This window comes from Tateyamaria sp. Alg231-49 (genome assembly GCF_900143535.1).
Lineage (GTDB): Bacteria > Pseudomonadota > Alphaproteobacteria > Rhodobacterales > Rhodobacteraceae > Tateyamaria.
Map to the genome: position 1 here is coordinate 1 of NZ_FRFA01000026.1, position 14690 is coordinate 14690.

The following is a 14690-nucleotide window of genomic DNA, read 5'->3' on the forward strand; positions in this document are numbered from 1 at the left end:
GGCATACGAGATTGCCTCTTGTCTCGTGGGAGCGGATATGAGTATAAGTGACAGTGCTAGAGCAAAGGGCATTCCATACTCCGACTACGGCACTGCGTTTGCTAAGGAATGGCATCAAGTTTTCTTCCATGATCCGGAAGGGAATGTAATCGAGGTTCATCAGGCCGTTGCCTAGGGCGCACTGTTCGAAAACCTGCGAACGCCAACGATTGCTCTAGGTAATTCCTCGGCAACTTGCCATCATCAGGTTTGAACATCGCCAAGCGCCACGGATCGCTGCGGTTAACTTGGCGATTGACCGGAAATCCAAAGAATTTGGCCAGTTCTCCAAAATCGTTGGCGACCGCGGTGAACATATCAACCGTGTCAGGCGGACCAGGTATTTGGCGTTTTTCGTAAGTGGTGGGGGCCCGTCTGGCACCTAGCGCGGTGCCGCTATTAGCACCCAACAAAGCACGCAGGATCAACTCTATTTGAATCTCGGAAAGTTGCAGTTACAGAAAAAACTCCAAATTTGTCTGTATCCTGTCCGTTAATAATCGCATGACGCTGCTGCTTATCAATCAGCCTGCAAAATCCCAACGTTGCAAAACGTCTCGCCAAGTTGCGGAGCCAACCGCAGCCGCAACATCCGGCTGAAGTTTCGCAGGAATGTTTAAGTCTTCTGCGAGGTTGCAGGCAGCACATCGGATTTCTTCGCGGGTTATTTTTATGTCGGACGAATTGCATTTTGGGCACTTGGCCAAGACGTCATCGTTAAACATTTCGTTGCTCCACGCAAAAACTTCCATCGACAAAACTCGGCTAATGCAAATTATCAGGTAGTTTTTTGCCTGCTCCTATCCACCAGTAAATTGACTTGTGAGTTTTAAACCGCGGTGAGTTTGGTTCGAGACGTTGAACGGTCAACCCTTGTAGAGTTCAAAAAACTGCGCCGATAACTCAGCGCAATTTTCAAGTTTTGAGGTCGATTCTGCCAATCAGACAGCAGCACGACGACGGCGACGGCCCGCGAAACCAAGACCAGCAATTGCAGCAATTAACAAAGGCAACGCTGCTGGAAGCGGTACAGGAGTTGCTTGGATCAAAGCTTCAGCACGAAAAGCAGCCGGATTTGGGCCGCTGTAAGAACCTGTGTTTTCAACGACAAAGGAGAGAGTATTTAAGCCATCGACAAATCCGGACGTGGAGCCGTAAGCAGTCAGAGTTTCGAAAGCTGCAACGCCAAAAGTAATTGAGCTGATTTCAGCGCCGTTCAGGTAGGCCTTACCTATGTTGTCTACCCCCCAGACGCCGCTCAGTGAGGCCGTGCTAATGTCAAACCCCGTCAAATCGAACTTGTGAGAGAACGTAACAGGGCTAAGCGCCAAATTTACATCCCAAACCCACTCAGATGTTGAACTGTTTGGCTCATAGCGGGGATGGAGAGAACTTACCAAAGCTAGGCTGCCGCTACTGACGAAGTCTGTACCTCCGGCGAACGTGCCTACTTCAGAGACTGTCGCTGCGTGTAAAGATGTCGAAGCCAGAGCAATAGCACCTGCAACTAATAACGATTTCAAACTCATTTTTACCCTCTTGAGATACAAAGTGCATGCGCGCTCAAGAAAATCGAAACACTACCAACACACACCCATTCACAATCAAGGCATAGCTTTTCAGAATAGATTTGGGGGCAGGTAAATGGATATTCTGCTTACTCTTTCGTATAGGTGAGCCACTGATTGCTACAGTTAGCTGCTTCGAGTATCCGTCTTGGTCAAGCGTGGTTTTGAACCCACTCTCGATCTGCTTTGACCAATGTGTTGGCGAGCTCAATGAGTTTCCGCATGATTGCTGTGAGAGCGACCTTTTGCGGTTTTCCCTGTTTGATCATTCTCTGGTATTTTTTGCACATATCGGGGTTGTGTTTTACAGCGACGAGAGCAGGCATGTAGAGCGCGTCGCGCAACTGCTTTCGGCCCCCTTGAATGCTGGCTTTGCCACGCCACTTTCCCGACTGTTGGGTCATCGGAGCCAGCCCGGTCAGGCTTGCAGCTTTCTTCTTATCAAGAGTACCGACCTCAGGCATCTCAATCAGAATGGTTGCTGCGGCCACTTCGCCTATGCCCGGGATTGATCGTAAAATTGCGTTGGCCCGGGCGCGGCTGGGGCAGTCTTGCAGCCTTACGTTAATGTCTTGTTGTAATGCCTTCAGCTGACGCGTTAGCTGTTCTATCCGTGCTTTGGTTTGCCGCCTGACGAGAGCAAGAGTTTGTGTTTGCAGACGATTTATCAATCGGGTGCGATCCTTGATAAGAGCTCCTCGGGCACTGAATAACTCTCTGATTTCATATTGCTTTTCGTCGATGGGTTGGTCTGGCTTTAAGGCAAAGGCTTTTCCAAAGCTTGCGAGCATGCGCGCGTCTACTACATCTGTCTTCACCCTGGAGCCGCAGGCCTGAGCGAACCGCCGCGCCTGCAAAGGGTTGACCTTGGCCAAAGGGAGTCGCCGAGAAAGTGCGCGTTCAAAACGTCTGTGATACGGACCAGTGGCCTCAAATACGACACGAGCAGGTATGTCCGCGCCCAACCATGCTGAGAGGGCACGGAAACCGGTAGGTGCATTGGGAAAGCGCGCTGTGCCTCCATCGCTTAACCGATGCGCTTCCAGAAAGTCCTTCGAAATATCAATGCCTATGCTATCATCTGTCATCATCGTCATGTCCTATGCTTGTCATGCAAGCCCATGAAAAATCCAGCTTGCGTATCCGTTCAGGCCTCATGCGAAGACGGCGGCTGACCATACTCGAAAACGGTCCCTCACGACCAAGCCCAAAGCGATCCAGCCGCCACCACTGCCAGCCATAAATGGCTTGGCCGGCAGTGGCTCAATCTTTGCAGATCGATAAGGAAAGCATAAGACAAGCCCGAAGCCGTCAAATTTAATTCGCGCTCTTCGTTCGTGCGACCAGATCGCCTGAGAGCCAACGGCATGGGGTTAGAAAACAAATAAGCCCTTAGCGCGACAACAATCAGATAAGTCTGGAGGATAACGGTTGGCTGATCAAAAGTTCACCTTGCCTACAGCTTTGCCGGAGTTACTCTGCATTGTCTGACGTCAGCGCTTATGGGTCCAAATAGGGCAAATTGCTAAGAGAGTGTTCTTGGCTCATCGTAACCACCGAGGAGTGGAAGATGAGACAGACCAATGGAACACGCAAAAGCTCAGGCGAGAAGATCGTCAAAGACATCAAACGAGCGACCCGCAAGCATTACTCGTCCGAAGAGAAGATCAGGATCGTCCTGGACGGTCTGAGGGGCGAGGACAGCATAGCTGAGCTGTGTCGTCGTGAGGGTATCTCTCAAGGCATCTATTACAAATGGTCCAAGGACTTCATGGAAGCGGGCAAGAAGCGGCTGGCAGGCGACACAGCCCGCGCTGCGAACACTGACGAGGTTAAGGATCTCCGCCGTGAAGCCCGCGATCTGAAGGAAGTGGTTGCTGAGCAAACGCTGGAACTCCGCTTGCTCAAAAAAAGCATGCTGGGAGATGGGGGCGACCACGAATGAGGTATGCTGCATCTGAGAAGTTGGAGATCATCAGACTGGTTGAAGGATCGCATTTGTCAGCGCGTCTGACGTTGGCCAAGCTCGGCATCCCCCGCACCACATTCTACCGCTGGTATGATCGGTATCTGCTGCGTGGTGAGGCTGGACTGCAAGACCAATCTCCCAAGCCCAAACACGTGTGGAACCGCGTTCCTGACGAGGTGAAGCACAAGGTCGTCAACCTCGCCTTGAAAGAGACGGAGCTATCGCCCCGCGAGTTGGCGGTGACGTTCACCGACCAAGAACGCTACTTTGTATCGGAATCCACAGTCTATCGCACGCTCAAGGCACATGATCTGATTACCAGTCCTGCCTTCATCGTCATAAAGGCCGCCAATGAGTTCAAAGACAAAACAACGGCCATCAACCAGCTTTGGCAGACTGACTTCACCTATCTGAAGATCATCGGCTGGGGGTGGTTCTATCTCAGCACGATCTTGGACGATTACAGCCGCTACATCATCTCGTGGAAACTCTGCACCAACATGCGGACACAAGACGTGACGGACACGCTGGACTTGGCTTTGGAAGCATCCGGTTGCGATCAGGTTCACGTCATCCACAAGCCGCGTCTGCTCAGCGACAACGGATCCAGCTACGTCTCTGGAGAACTGGCTGAATGGTTGCAGGACAAAGGCATGAAGCACTCTCGCGGCGCTCCATATCATCCTCAAACCCAAGGCAAGATCGAAAGGTGGCATCAGACCCTGAAGAACCGCATCCTGCTAGAAAACTACTTCTTACCGGGTGATCTCGAAGCCCAGATCGAAACCTTCGTCGATCATTACAATCACCAACGCTACCATGAAAGCTTGAACAACGTCACGCCCGCCAACGTCTACTTCGGCAGGGACAAAGCCATTCTACAGGAAAGAGAAAGGATCAAACGAAAGACACTCGAAGCGCGGCGCTTGCATCACGGACAACGCGCCGCATAATGCAACCAACCAGATGAGCCAAACTCTCTCTTAGTTCAAGCCGCCATTGGTTCCAAAAACCCTGACGACGGACACTTTCAAGCGACGGTGTGTTGCCAAAGGAACAAGTTGACGACGTCGATGACGATCCACGTTTTGCGGCAAAACCGTCCAGTCGCAAAAGCGACGAGACTGCTACTGCTCCGAAACAGCCTCATTCTGAAACAGAGGAAGAACTTGCGTTGATGAAGCAAGAGTTGCTCGAGCGGAAAGAGGCCAGACAACGCCAATCTGAACCGACCAGCGGCGCAAATCCCAAACCAGATAAGCGCTAATTTGGTCTTGGGATGAGAAGACCGATTTCGGACATTCCGCAGTCTAACAGCTTTCCAGTGTCAGCCCTTCTTCTTTAGGGCAGCTGTCAAAACTGGCACCAAAAGCGTTGCAACAGAACCAAGCGGGTTGGCCCCCAGTCCCTTGATTGCGTTGACCGTCTGGCGTGCTTCAAGTGTCATTCCTTCGAGTTCTGCTTCGAGATCGGTTATCGCCATATCCCGTACTTCGACCGCTGGCGCGATCTCGTCATCCACGCTCATGCGTCCGGCCACTGATGCAAGCAACCCGGCGAGTGCAAGATTGACGAAAGCAAGCGTGCCAGCGGCAACCGCTGGGGAAAGCCACTTGGTAAGGACAAAGTAGAACGTGATATTTAAGAGGATAAGTCCAGCCAGTGCCGCCAATCCGGCAAGCGCCATCAAGACCGTTTGTTGTTGGACTACGGCGATACGACGGCGTGTTATCAGCCGCTCTGTGCGATAGATTGTGGTTAGGTTTCGGCTAATTCTATTCATGCATTCTATCCTACTTAAACGTCCGGCCAGCAACAAACCCAAGGACGAAGATGCTCAGGAGGACCGCTATTGGATACTCCTTTTGAAGCTTTGTGAATTCATCCGTCAACTGTGTGCGCAAGGCATCTATATTTTCACCATCGATGCCGTGCTCGTCCAGAAGCTGTTTCAGACCGCTCATCGCATCTGTTTCGCCCGGAGGATCATCCGCCACATCCGTCGTGGGTGACTCGCTGGTCTCCGAACGTAACGTTTCGTTTTGTGCGCGCAGGCGCTCAAGCTCCGCTTCCAACTCCATTTTGGTTGCCATGACGAAGAACTCCCACGATGAATTTCAAACTTTTTTGCGTTTCTCATCGGCGCCGACCAAACCAGAAGATCAATCGCCAGTTGCGACAACACTGGCTGTCAGCACCTAGTAACCACAATCCGAGGCACACTGCGCTACGTCAAGCATCCAAAACCAAGGCCCCGCTTAGATGCTGTGTTCTGGTGGATTGGTGGACCGCGCCAGAATCCATAATGCAGCTTGTACAGAGTGCTGTCCTGAGGAGAGAGCAGAGGTAAAATTCTTAGCTGCGTTTTATAGCATAACATCATTTAGTTTGTGATTGGCGGTAGGAATGACGAGCCGCGCCGCAACTTGTCTGTGTCTGTTTAATGGCTGCATCGGACTGAAAGCACCAGTTGTGCTAAATAGAAAAATGGTCTGAAAAGTCCGCATGTCGGTCACTCAACAGAAGCATCGCGAAGGTCCGCTCTGACCAACTTCGCCGTTTCGGACCATGACCGCTTTGGGCTGGCTACTGTCATTGACGTTCGGCGTGTCGCCCCCGAAAAGGTCGTCCGCCGCACCCGCCACATCCGCCACATTGTCCTGCCGGTCGTGAGGTCAAAAACTCTTCTTGATGGTGTTATTTCGTATTATAAAGAGTTTTTGACATTATGAGCTAAGGTTAGAAGTGGCGGTAGTGGCGGAAACGCTGCCGACAATAAATTCCATCCCGGGCCGAAAACACCTGCCGAGGCTGTCATCCGTCGGTCTTTTGCGCACGGACAAGCTGAATCACTTCCTCCCTCGACCGGAGCCGTTTTCCAGCCGGTCTACTGACGCGAAAAACGTGCCTCCGCTTGTAGCCGGTACGCTCGCCAAGATTCGCCTTCTCGCAATGCAGCCTGAGGTTATTCACCCTCACTCTGTCGTTCTTCCGAAGCTGTTTGACTAGGCTGTCCGGTCTGGTAATTCGATCGCCGTAATGCGCGGCTGAGACTATGCTTTCATCTACGGCGTCCAGTATCTCCACCGCTGTAAACTGCGTGCCTTCATCTGGCTGTGCAGTGCCGCGGGGCGCGTCGGGTACCTTCGTTGGCATCCAAACGCATCACAAGGATCAGGGGGTGCAACTATTTTCATGGCCAGATGTCGCGGCGAAATGTCAGCAAGGTTGGCGATCGAGAAAAATAAACCAAAAAGCAGTCAGGGTCGCTCGAGGATGTAGTCCGGCTGGATTCCGGACGCTTTGGTCGGGCCAATGACATCGTGACCTGCGAAAAAACCGTATCCGGAGATCAGCGCTGTTCTGAGGCCTGCCGCCTGCCCACCAAGAATATCTGTATGAAGACTGTCACCGACCATGACGGTGCGGTCCGGGTCAAAGCTGCCCAATCTTGCAAATACCAGATCAAAAATGTTTTGGAAGGGTTTGCCAAAAAAGCGCGGTTCAACGCCTGTAGCATCGCCAAGTCGGTGCGCAAAACTGCCGGGTTCAGTCGAAAACCCTTTTTCGCGGGGGGCCACGATATCTGGATTGCCGACGAGGACAGGGCGCGGGTTTCTTATGAGCGAGGCCGCAAGCAGTGCCTGTCGCTGCTCGGTCCAGACGGCGCTTCCCATCAGGATGTACCCCTCCGCCGCGTCATGGGCTGAGGGGTCTTCCGCCAGATAGGTGATGTCGAGGTGTTCGAGGTCTTCGCGCCCCAAGCTTTCAGTCGCCATAAGGCCCCACCGGGTCGCGGGCATGTCGCCAAGCCCGGCGAGTGCTGCCTTGCGGCTTGTTATCACGTCGTCCGGATCGAAATCATACCCAAGGCGCGCGTACTTTCGCATCAGATTGGAATGCGGAAACCCGGCGGCATTGGACACCACGATCACACGCTTGCCCGCCTTTTGCAGCCCTGCGACGCGCTCCGGCACGCCGGGAATGGCGGTCTCACCGATGTTCAGCACGCCAAAGGCATCGAGCAGAAACACGTCCATCTCATCCGCGATGGCATCCATGTTAGGACGCCTCACGCATGCAGCGGGGCGCGTAACGGCGGGAAGCCGATGGCGCACGCGCTCATAGGTCGCAAAGGCTTCTTCCATTTTCAAATGATTGCGCCCCGCACCTTGGCGGACACCCACTCCGAGATGACAACTGCGGCGAGGATCACCAGCAAGATGAGCGACACTTGCGGCCATGCCAACACATTGAGCGAGGACGAAAGCTGCAACCCGATGCCGCCCGCGCCCACTAGGCCGAGGACGGTGCTTTCGCGTATGTTGATGTCCCAGCGGAACACGGCGATACCAGCGAATGCGGGCAGGATTTGCGGCACGATGCCATAGGCCATCACCTGCCAGCGCGACGCGCCCGTGGCGGTGATCGCCTCGACTTGGGTCTCGTCGATTTCTTCGATGGCCTCGTACAACAGCTTGGCGCAGAACCCGATCGAACGGATCGCAATGGCGATGACTCCGGCAAAGACCCCCGGGCCGATAATGGCGATCAGCAGCAACGCCCAGATGAGCGAGTTGATCGATCTGGTTGAGACGATGATAAGAAGGGCAATGGGGCGGATGAAGAATTTGGACGGTGTCGTATTGCGCGCGGCCAGAAAGGCGACCGGCACGGCGAGGATCAGCGCAAAAAATGTGCCCAGCGTCGCGATGTTCAGGGTGTCCCAGATCGGCTTGCCCAATTGGGTGATGTATTCCCATCGGGGCGGTGTCGCGCGGGTCCAGATGTCATTCGCAATACGCGGCGCATCCCAGACGAAAAACCACGTCGTAGCCTCGGAAATCTGCTGCCAGCAATAGGCAAATATCGCCACGCCGATCAGCCACATGACCCAATGCCCAAGGCTCTCGCGGCTGGTGCGCCGTTGCCAAACCTGTTGGCCTTTCAGATCCTTGACCGGCATTATTGCACCCTCTCGCGGATGATGCCGGATATGTATTCAAGCGCCATCACGATCAGGATGATCATCAACAGGATCGCCGCTGCGGTGTCGTATTCGTAGCGGTCGAACGCTGTGTTCAGGGTCGCGCCGATGCCGCCTGCACCCACGAGGCCCAGAATGGCGCTTTCTCGAAAGTTGATGTCCACACGGTATATTGACAGACCAATAAGCCGCGGCATGACCTGTGGCTGCACACCGTAATTGATCCATTGCGTCCACTTGGCCCCAGAGGCCTTGATCGCCTCTGCCTGAACACGGTCCATGCTTTCGATATCTTCGGCAAGCAGTTTGGACAAAAAGCCGATGGTCGCAAAACTGAGTGTCAGGAACCCGGCGAGTGGGCCAAACCCAAAGATCGCCACGAGCAGAATGGCCACGATGATCTCTTGCAATGCACGGCTGACCGCGATGATCGCGCGGCAGATCAGGTAGATCGGTAAAGGGGCGATGTTGCGCGCCGCCCCCAGTGCAATCGGGATCGAAATGATGATGCCCACGACAGACGAGGCGACGGTCATAATAATGCTCTCGATCATGCCTTCCCAGATGTCGCTTGAGCGGGACGTGAAATCAGGGCTTGTGAAGGCGAGGACAAATTGCTTGCCGCGTTCCAACCCCTCGTAGACCCTTGCCCAGTTGACGTCGATGGTCATGTAGGCGGCGACCAGATAGGCCGCAAATCCAAGGATCAAAGCCCAACGCAACCATGCGCGCTGCACGAAGGGTGGCTTTTTCCACGGCTTGCCGATGCGTGTGTCCAGCGCGCTCATTCCGCGGCCTCGCTGTCGTCATCGACCTTTTCAATCGTCGCTTCCCAGTCTTCTTCGCCGTAGATGTTGGTCAGCACGTCCGGCGTCAGACCTTCGGGCAGGCCATCAAATTCAATAGCCCCAAAACGCAGGCCGATCACCCGTTGGACGAACATCTGCGCAAGTGCCACGTCGTGGATGTTGATAATCGCTGCCAAGCCACGCTCTTTGCACAGCTCACAGATCAACCGCATGATTTGACGGGACGTCTTGGGGTCAAGCGAGGCGGTTGGCTCGTCCACGAGCAACAACGCCGGGTCTTGGATAAGGGCGCGGCAGATGCCGACCCGCTGACGCTGTCCCCCTGACAATTCGTCCGCGCGCTTGTCTGCCATATGCGCAAGCCCAACGCGGTCCAACAAGCGAAACGCTTCGTCCACGTCCGATTGCGGAAACCTGCGCAGAAAGCTGCGCCAGAAGCCGACATAACCCAAACGTCCGGACAGCACGTTTTCCATCACCGTCAGACGTTCAACCAGCGCATATTCCTGAAAGATCATGCCCATACGCCGCCGTTCGCGCCGCAACGCACCAGAAGACAGTCCAGTCAGCTCGACATCACCCAGATAAACGTTGCCTGAAGTCGGCTCGACTAACCGGTTGATGCAGCGGATAAGCGTGGACTTACCGGCCCCAGATGGCCCAATCAGGGCCAGAACCTGACCCTCGGGCACGTCCAAATCGACCGCCTTCAAGGCCTGATCGCCTGTCTTATATGTCTTTACAAGCTTCTCAAGCCGCAGCATGAAAGCCTCCCCGCCCCAGTTTTTCTAATTGGAAAGGGCGGACCAAAAGGCCCGCCCGATCAGAGTTTATTCGCAAGCGTAGCTGACGCCGTTTGCAGCATCGATCTTGCGGATCACGTCCCAGAATTCCTGATAGGTCATCGGCAGGAACTGGCCTTCATTCGACTTTTCGAACTCGGCTTGCAGCGATGTGCCTTCCCATTCAAAGTTGAAGAACGCGTTGCGAATGCTTTCTTTCAACTCAGGCGTCAGGTTGTGCGCTGTGCCAAAGCCTGTTGTCGGGAAGGTTTGCGATTTGTAGATCGTCACAACCTGATCTTCGGTGATAACATCGCGGCTGAGCATCCGTGCCTTCACCGAGTTGGCGATAGAAGCCGCCATATAGTCCTTGTTGGCCACACCGAGGATAGAGTTGTCGTGCTTGCCCGAATAGACCGGTTCAAAGTCCCGTTCGGGCAGCATGTCAAAATCGCCCTTCAGGATCGCGGATGGTGCTTTGAAGCCCGAATTCGACGTGGGCGAGGTGAAGGCGAGTTGCTTGCCCTTGATGTCCTCGACCTTTTCGATGCCCGATCCAGGATAGGTAATGATCTCCATTTCATATCCAAAATTACCGTCTTTCGAGGCCATGATGGTGAACGGGTTAAAGCCCGCACAGTTCACCGCCAGCGGGTTCGACCCGGTGTTGAAGCCCGCAATGTGCAGACGTCCCGAGCGCATGGCTTCGATTTGAGCTGCGTTGTTTTGCACGGGGAAGAACACGACCGATTTGCCGGTTTCCGCTTCGAGGTGGGTCAGAAAATCAGACCACGCTTCCTTGTAAACCGCCGGATCTTCGACCGGGGTATAGGCAAAGATCAGAGTATCTGGATCAACCAGATCAGCCGGATCGGTTGGCGTGTCCGCAATCAGATCGCCGTCAACGTCACAAAAGCGCGTGTCCAGATCGCCGCGCGGACAATCCTGCGCCGCCACCGGACTCGCCAGTGACAGGGCAACAGCCATAGCTGCGCCAGACAAAAGTGTATTCATTAGTTTCATGTAAGTGTCCTCCCAGATGCCAGAGGCTAACCGGAACAGACAAATTTACAAGCCGGATTCATGACCTTGTTTCAACTGACGGCAATGCCGTGCGCCGCCCAACTGGAAAACCGGTCACCGCTCGGCAGGTCGAGCAAAGCCGCGTTCAGGTATCCTTCGGAAAACAGACGAAACGGGATGTCGGCGTTGCGGGCAGTATTGTAGTCGATGGCGCTGTCCCCGACATACAGGACCTGTGCCGGGCGGACGCCAAGCAGATCACAACATCTCAAGAGCGAGTCCCGGTCCGGCTTTTTGGGCTGGCCCGGCATAGCTCCCTCGATCACCTCGAAAAATCGGCTGAGGTCCAAGAGATCACAAATCTGCCGCGCAGGCCCCGCAGGCTTGTTTGTGCATATGCCTAGCGGGACACCCGCCACACAAAAACCCTTGAGGGCTGCGACCACGCCCGGATAGGGCCGCGTCAGCGTCGTCATATCCGCCGCGTATGCTTCCAAAAACAGGGCATGAGCAGTTTGCTGGCTCTCAACGTCACAGCCACCGGTCGCGGTGAGGCAGCGTTCAACTAACACCTCAACACCATTCCCGATGAATGAGATGATTGTCGGCAGATCAAGCGTGTCTCTGCCAATACCCGTAAGCATGACATTTGCAGCGGCATGCAGATCCGGCGCGCTATGAATCAGCGTTCCGTCCAAATCGAACACAATTGCTTTAGGGTCTTTCATTTCAAAGTCACGACCTAGTGGAATTTGTCTACACAATGGAGCACTTCCACGCTGCGGGCCATACCTCACCAGCTTTTCACGCCACAAATCTGAGCGGCCATACGTGCCTGCATCCCAGGTCGTAAGCAACGCAAGACAGCAACTTGTGACCGGTTTTGGGAGACGAACGGCGGGTCTTGCCGCTCGTCAGTTTCTTAGATGTCGATTTTCTCGGCAATGCTCAGCGCATCTTCAAGCTCTACGCCGAGGTAACGGACCGTGCTATCAACCTTGGCGTGACCCAGCAGAAGCTGAACCGCGCGGAGGTTCCCGGTCTTGCGGTAAATCTGCGCCGCCTTGGTGCGTCGCAATGAATGCGTGCCGTAACTGCTCGGTTCCAGACCGATCCCGGACACCCATTTATTGACCATTCGCGCGTATTGGCGGGTCGACAGATGGGGCCTGTCGAGCAGCCGACTTGGAAAGAGGCAGGCACAACCGAGCATCTCGGGACTACATACCCAATTCCAAATGGATTCACGCGTGTTCTCAGAGACCTCGAACTGCACTGGTCGTTTTGTCTTGCTTTGAATAATCGTGACGCGGTCGCGCACTCTGTTTGCGACAACGAGATTGGCAACCTTCAAGCTGACAAGATCACAGCCGCGCAGCTTACTGTCGATCGCAAGATTGAACAAAGCCAGATCTCGAAGTTTGCTCACGAGTTCGAGCCGGGCGCGGATGGCCCAGACCTGCTTCGGCAGCAAAGGGCGTTTTTGACCAATCAGCCGTCCCTTGTTCCAGGGTATGCGCTTCGGTTTGATAGCGGGGAGTTGGATTTTCGACATGAGTTTTCCTCAATCCGTCCCTCCCACTCCTGACGTCGACACTGCGTCGACTGGGTGAACTTAACGGAAAAACGAATGTCTGGATTCGGGGCACCGTCGCGTTTGACAATGCTTTGCCGCCACATGTCTGCTTCGAGCCCTGAAGTGTCAAATGTTGTGTAGTGTATGAAGGAACGGAATGTTCAGCAGCGTCGACATTTAAGGTCAAGATCTGCGCCGTTGCCCGATCACCCAGTGTCAGAAACACCGCTAGGACACTAGAAATGTGCAACCCTTTCACCTTGGTTGTGTATTTGATCCTAAGCGAGGCGGCTCTTTAACAAATCCCCGGATTTCTGAAGGATTGGATGGCCCACCATTGAGAACGCGGTGTTGACCTGCTTCAGCGCCCGGAGAGTTTCCTGGTGAATATTGCTGGTCTCGATACTTTCGACGAGCCCTTCGCGCAGACGACCGATATGGCTGCGCTGCAATTTTTGCTCGACTTTACGCACCTTTTCCTTGGCCGCGACCAACTCGCGTGCCTCGGCCGGGTTCTGGTTCATCATTACATTCAGGGCAAGCTGAACGTTGCTTTGGACACGGTCTGAAAAATCACGGATTTCTTCACGTCCCTGTGGAGAGAATTGCAGTTTTTGCATGTCCAGACGTCTGGCCAACTCAAGCATGATCCGAGCGATGGCATCGGACGCAGAGTCGAGGTTGGATGAAATTGAGGCAAGCTCCATTGAACGTCTGCTCAATTCCTCATCCATCCCCTTTTGGCCAAGATGGGCAAGATAGAGTTTGATATCCAGATGCGTCTGTTTGATGGCCTTGTCCTGGTCCGCGACCATGCTGGCGGTGGCCGCGCTCCACTGATCATAAAGAGGTTCGACCGCGTGTAGCATCTGTTCGATCTTTTGCCCCATCCCAAGCAGTTCGCGCGCCGCGCAGTCTATCGCACGTAGCGGGCGGTCCAACAGTGCCGGATCAAGCGCGCTGGAAATCGTCATGGCGCCGTTGGGGTTGGGTTTATCAACCATGAAATAAGACAGCACTGCTGTTACCGGCCCTACAAACGGAAGCGCAAGCASGGCCAGAACCACGTTAAAGGCAAGATGCAGATTGATAGCTTGCCGGGCTGGCGTTGCGCCAAGCTGGCTCATGAGGTCCGGCATTGCAGCGATCAAGAAGGCTGCGAGCGCGGCACCGCCCCCCCGCAGAATCAGGTTGGCCATTATCATCTGTCGCGACGCCAATGGTGCCGAATAGGTCAGAAGAAATGCGATGAATCCTCCGCCCAAATTGGCCCCAAGGATCATTGCGGCGGCAGCCGGAACCGGCAGGATGGACTGGCCGGCCAGTGTTACAAACAACAGCACGGCGGCAACGCTTGAATGCACGCCCCACGCAAAGACCGCACCAATGACGAAAGCAGTCAAAAGATCCCGGCCAAGGTATGCCATGACAGCCTGTGTGCCGGGGTTCGATATCATTGGTTCTGTCGCGCCACGGATCATGTCCAGCGACACAAAGATCAGCGCAAGCCCGATCATGATCCGCCCGACCTGCCGCGTGTTGCTGCCTTCTCCGCGCAGAAACACGGTCACCCCGACGACAAGCAACAGCGGGATCAGAATAGGTTGTCGCACGACCAAAAGCTGCGTCACGACGGCGGACCCTACATCTGCACCCAGCAAGATTGCCAACCCGGTCGCAGTCGCCAGCCCACCCTTGGACACGAAATTGGACACCAGAACAGCGACGGCAGTGGCGCTTTGCAACAGAACGGCCGCGCCCATTCCTGTTGCCGCCGCAAGAAATCTATTCCGCGCTGAATGTCGCAGCCAAATGCGCATCGGCGCTGCAAATCCGCGCTCGACCCCAGTTCGCACCAACCGAACGGCCCAGATCAACAGGGCCGCTGCACCTCCGATGTGTATCAGAATCTGGAGTACATGTGGTTCGCTCACCAG

14 protein-coding genes are annotated in these 14690 nt (G+C 54.6%); 2 read left to right on the forward strand and 12 right to left on the reverse strand.

Going from position 1 to position 14690, the window contains the following annotated elements; translation table 11 throughout:
- Nucleotides 1-980: 980 nt before the first annotated feature.
- Nucleotides 981-1568: a VPLPA-CTERM sorting domain-containing protein gene (locus DHN60_RS20985; protein ID WP_108839267.1), complete on the reverse strand. Its 588-nt coding sequence runs from the start codon at nt 1566-1568 to the stop codon at nt 981-983.
- A 191-nt stretch (nt 1569-1759) separates the two neighbouring features.
- Nucleotides 1760-2704, reverse strand: a complete 945-nt coding sequence (locus DHN60_RS20990; RefSeq protein ID WP_108838485.1) for an IS110 family transposase — start codon at nt 2702-2704, stop codon at nt 1760-1762.
- 473 nt (nt 2705-3177) lie between these two features.
- Here DHN60_RS20990 and DHN60_RS20995 point away from each other — a divergent pair.
- Together DHN60_RS20995 and DHN60_RS21000 are read left to right on the forward strand one after the other, a co-directional pair.
- Nucleotides 3178-4529, forward strand: a protein-coding gene (locus DHN60_RS20995) for an IS3 family transposase (protein ID WP_108839268.1) whose coding sequence is annotated in 2 segments (ribosomal slippage) — nt 3178-3514 and nt 3514-4529 — 1353 coding nt in all. Because the reading frame shifts where the segments join, the coding sequence is not laid out codon by codon here.
- Nucleotides 4530-4621: 92 nt separating this feature from the next.
- The gene (locus DHN60_RS21000) at nt 4622-4843 is read left to right on the forward strand and encodes a hypothetical protein (protein WP_159089326.1); all 222 of its coding nucleotides are present in this window, start codon (nt 4622-4624) and stop codon (nt 4841-4843) included.
- 60 nt (nt 4844-4903) lie between these two features.
- Here the strand turns inward: DHN60_RS21000 and DHN60_RS21005 are convergent, their stop codons facing one another.
- The 10 genes from DHN60_RS21005 to DHN60_RS21055 form a co-directional block, all read right to left on the reverse strand.
- On the reverse strand, nt 4904-5359 hold the full coding sequence (locus DHN60_RS21005; protein ID WP_159089327.1) for a hypothetical protein: 456 nt from the start codon (nt 5357-5359) through the stop codon (nt 4904-4906).
- 10 nt (nt 5360-5369) lie between these two features.
- Nucleotides 5370-5669 carry a hypothetical protein gene (locus tag DHN60_RS21010; protein WP_108839271.1) on the reverse strand — a complete coding sequence of 100 codons (300 nt, stop codon included), beginning with the start codon at nt 5667-5669 and terminating at the stop codon, nt 5370-5372.
- Between the two features lie 1167 nt (nt 5670-6836).
- Nucleotides 6837-7637: an HAD-IIA family hydrolase gene (locus DHN60_RS21020; RefSeq protein WP_306416025.1), complete on the reverse strand. Its 801-nt coding sequence runs from the start codon at nt 7635-7637 to the stop codon at nt 6837-6839.
- Between the two features lie 89 nt (nt 7638-7726).
- Nucleotides 7727-8542 carry a phosphonate ABC transporter, permease protein PhnE gene (phnE, locus tag DHN60_RS21025; RefSeq protein ID WP_108839274.1) on the reverse strand — a complete coding sequence of 272 codons (816 nt, stop codon included), beginning with the start codon at nt 8540-8542 and terminating at the stop codon, nt 7727-7729.
- Nucleotides 8542-9351: a phosphonate ABC transporter, permease protein PhnE gene (gene phnE / locus DHN60_RS21030; RefSeq protein ID WP_108839275.1), complete on the reverse strand. Its 810-nt coding sequence runs from the start codon at nt 9349-9351 to the stop codon at nt 8542-8544. Before phnE (DHN60_RS21030) ends, phnE (DHN60_RS21025) begins: the two co-directional genes overlap by 1 nt.
- The gene (gene phnC / locus DHN60_RS21035; protein ID WP_108839276.1) at nt 9348-10136 is read right to left on the reverse strand and encodes a phosphonate ABC transporter ATP-binding protein; all 789 of its coding nucleotides are present in this window, start codon (nt 10134-10136) and stop codon (nt 9348-9350) included. The genes phnE (DHN60_RS21030) and phnC overlap by 4 nt, the downstream gene beginning before the upstream one ends.
- 66 nt (nt 10137-10202) lie before the next feature.
- A complete protein-coding gene (phnD, locus tag DHN60_RS21040; RefSeq protein ID WP_108839277.1) occupies nt 10203-11177 on the reverse strand; it encodes a phosphate/phosphite/phosphonate ABC transporter substrate-binding protein in 975 nt (324 codons plus the stop codon).
- A 71-nt stretch (nt 11178-11248) separates the two neighbouring features.
- Nucleotides 11249-11905, reverse strand: a complete 657-nt coding sequence (gene gph / locus DHN60_RS21045) for a phosphoglycolate phosphatase (RefSeq protein ID WP_108839278.1) — start codon at nt 11903-11905, stop codon at nt 11249-11251.
- Between the two features lie 194 nt (nt 11906-12099).
- On the reverse strand, nt 12100-12732 hold the full coding sequence (locus DHN60_RS21050) for a tyrosine-type recombinase/integrase (RefSeq protein WP_108839279.1): 633 nt from the start codon (nt 12730-12732) through the stop codon (nt 12100-12102).
- A gap of 299 nt (nt 12733-13031) precedes the next feature.
- On the reverse strand, nt 13032-14687 hold the full coding sequence (locus DHN60_RS21055) for a Na/Pi cotransporter family protein (protein WP_108839280.1): 1656 nt from the start codon (nt 14685-14687) through the stop codon (nt 13032-13034).
- Nucleotides 14688-14690: the final 3 nt, after the last annotated feature.

Coding starts and splice junctions, on each gene's coding strand:
- DHN60_RS20985 (WP_108839267.1), bottom strand. CDS start 1,568: ATGAGTTTGAAATCGTTATTAGTTGCAGGTGCTATTGCTCTGGCTTCG.
- DHN60_RS20990 (WP_108838485.1), bottom strand. CDS start 2,704: ATGACGATGATGACAGATGATAGCATAGGCATTGATATTTCGAAGGAC.
- DHN60_RS21005 (WP_159089327.1), bottom strand. CDS start 5,359: ATGAATAGAATTAGCCGAAACCTAACCACAATCTATCGCACAGAGCGG.
- DHN60_RS21010 (WP_108839271.1), bottom strand. CDS start 5,669: ATGGCAACCAAAATGGAGTTGGAAGCGGAGCTTGAGCGCCTGCGCGCA.
- DHN60_RS21020 (WP_306416025.1), bottom strand. CDS start 7,637: ATGGATGCCATCGCGGATGAGATGGACGTGTTTCTGCTCGATGCCTTT.
- phnE (WP_108839274.1), bottom strand. CDS start 8,542: ATGCCGGTCAAGGATCTGAAAGGCCAACAGGTTTGGCAACGGCGCACC.
- phnE (WP_108839275.1), bottom strand. CDS start 9,351: ATGAGCGCGCTGGACACACGCATCGGCAAGCCGTGGAAAAAGCCACCC.
- phnC (WP_108839276.1), bottom strand. CDS start 10,136: ATGCTGCGGCTTGAGAAGCTTGTAAAGACATATAAGACAGGCGATCAG.
- phnD (WP_108839277.1), bottom strand. CDS start 11,177: ATGAAACTAATGAATACACTTTTGTCTGGCGCAGCTATGGCTGTTGCC.
- gph (WP_108839278.1), bottom strand. CDS start 11,905: ATGAAAGACCCTAAAGCAATTGTGTTCGATTTGGACGGAACGCTGATT.
- DHN60_RS21050 (WP_108839279.1), bottom strand. CDS start 12,732: ATGTCGAAAATCCAACTCCCCGCTATCAAACCGAAGCGCATACCCTGG.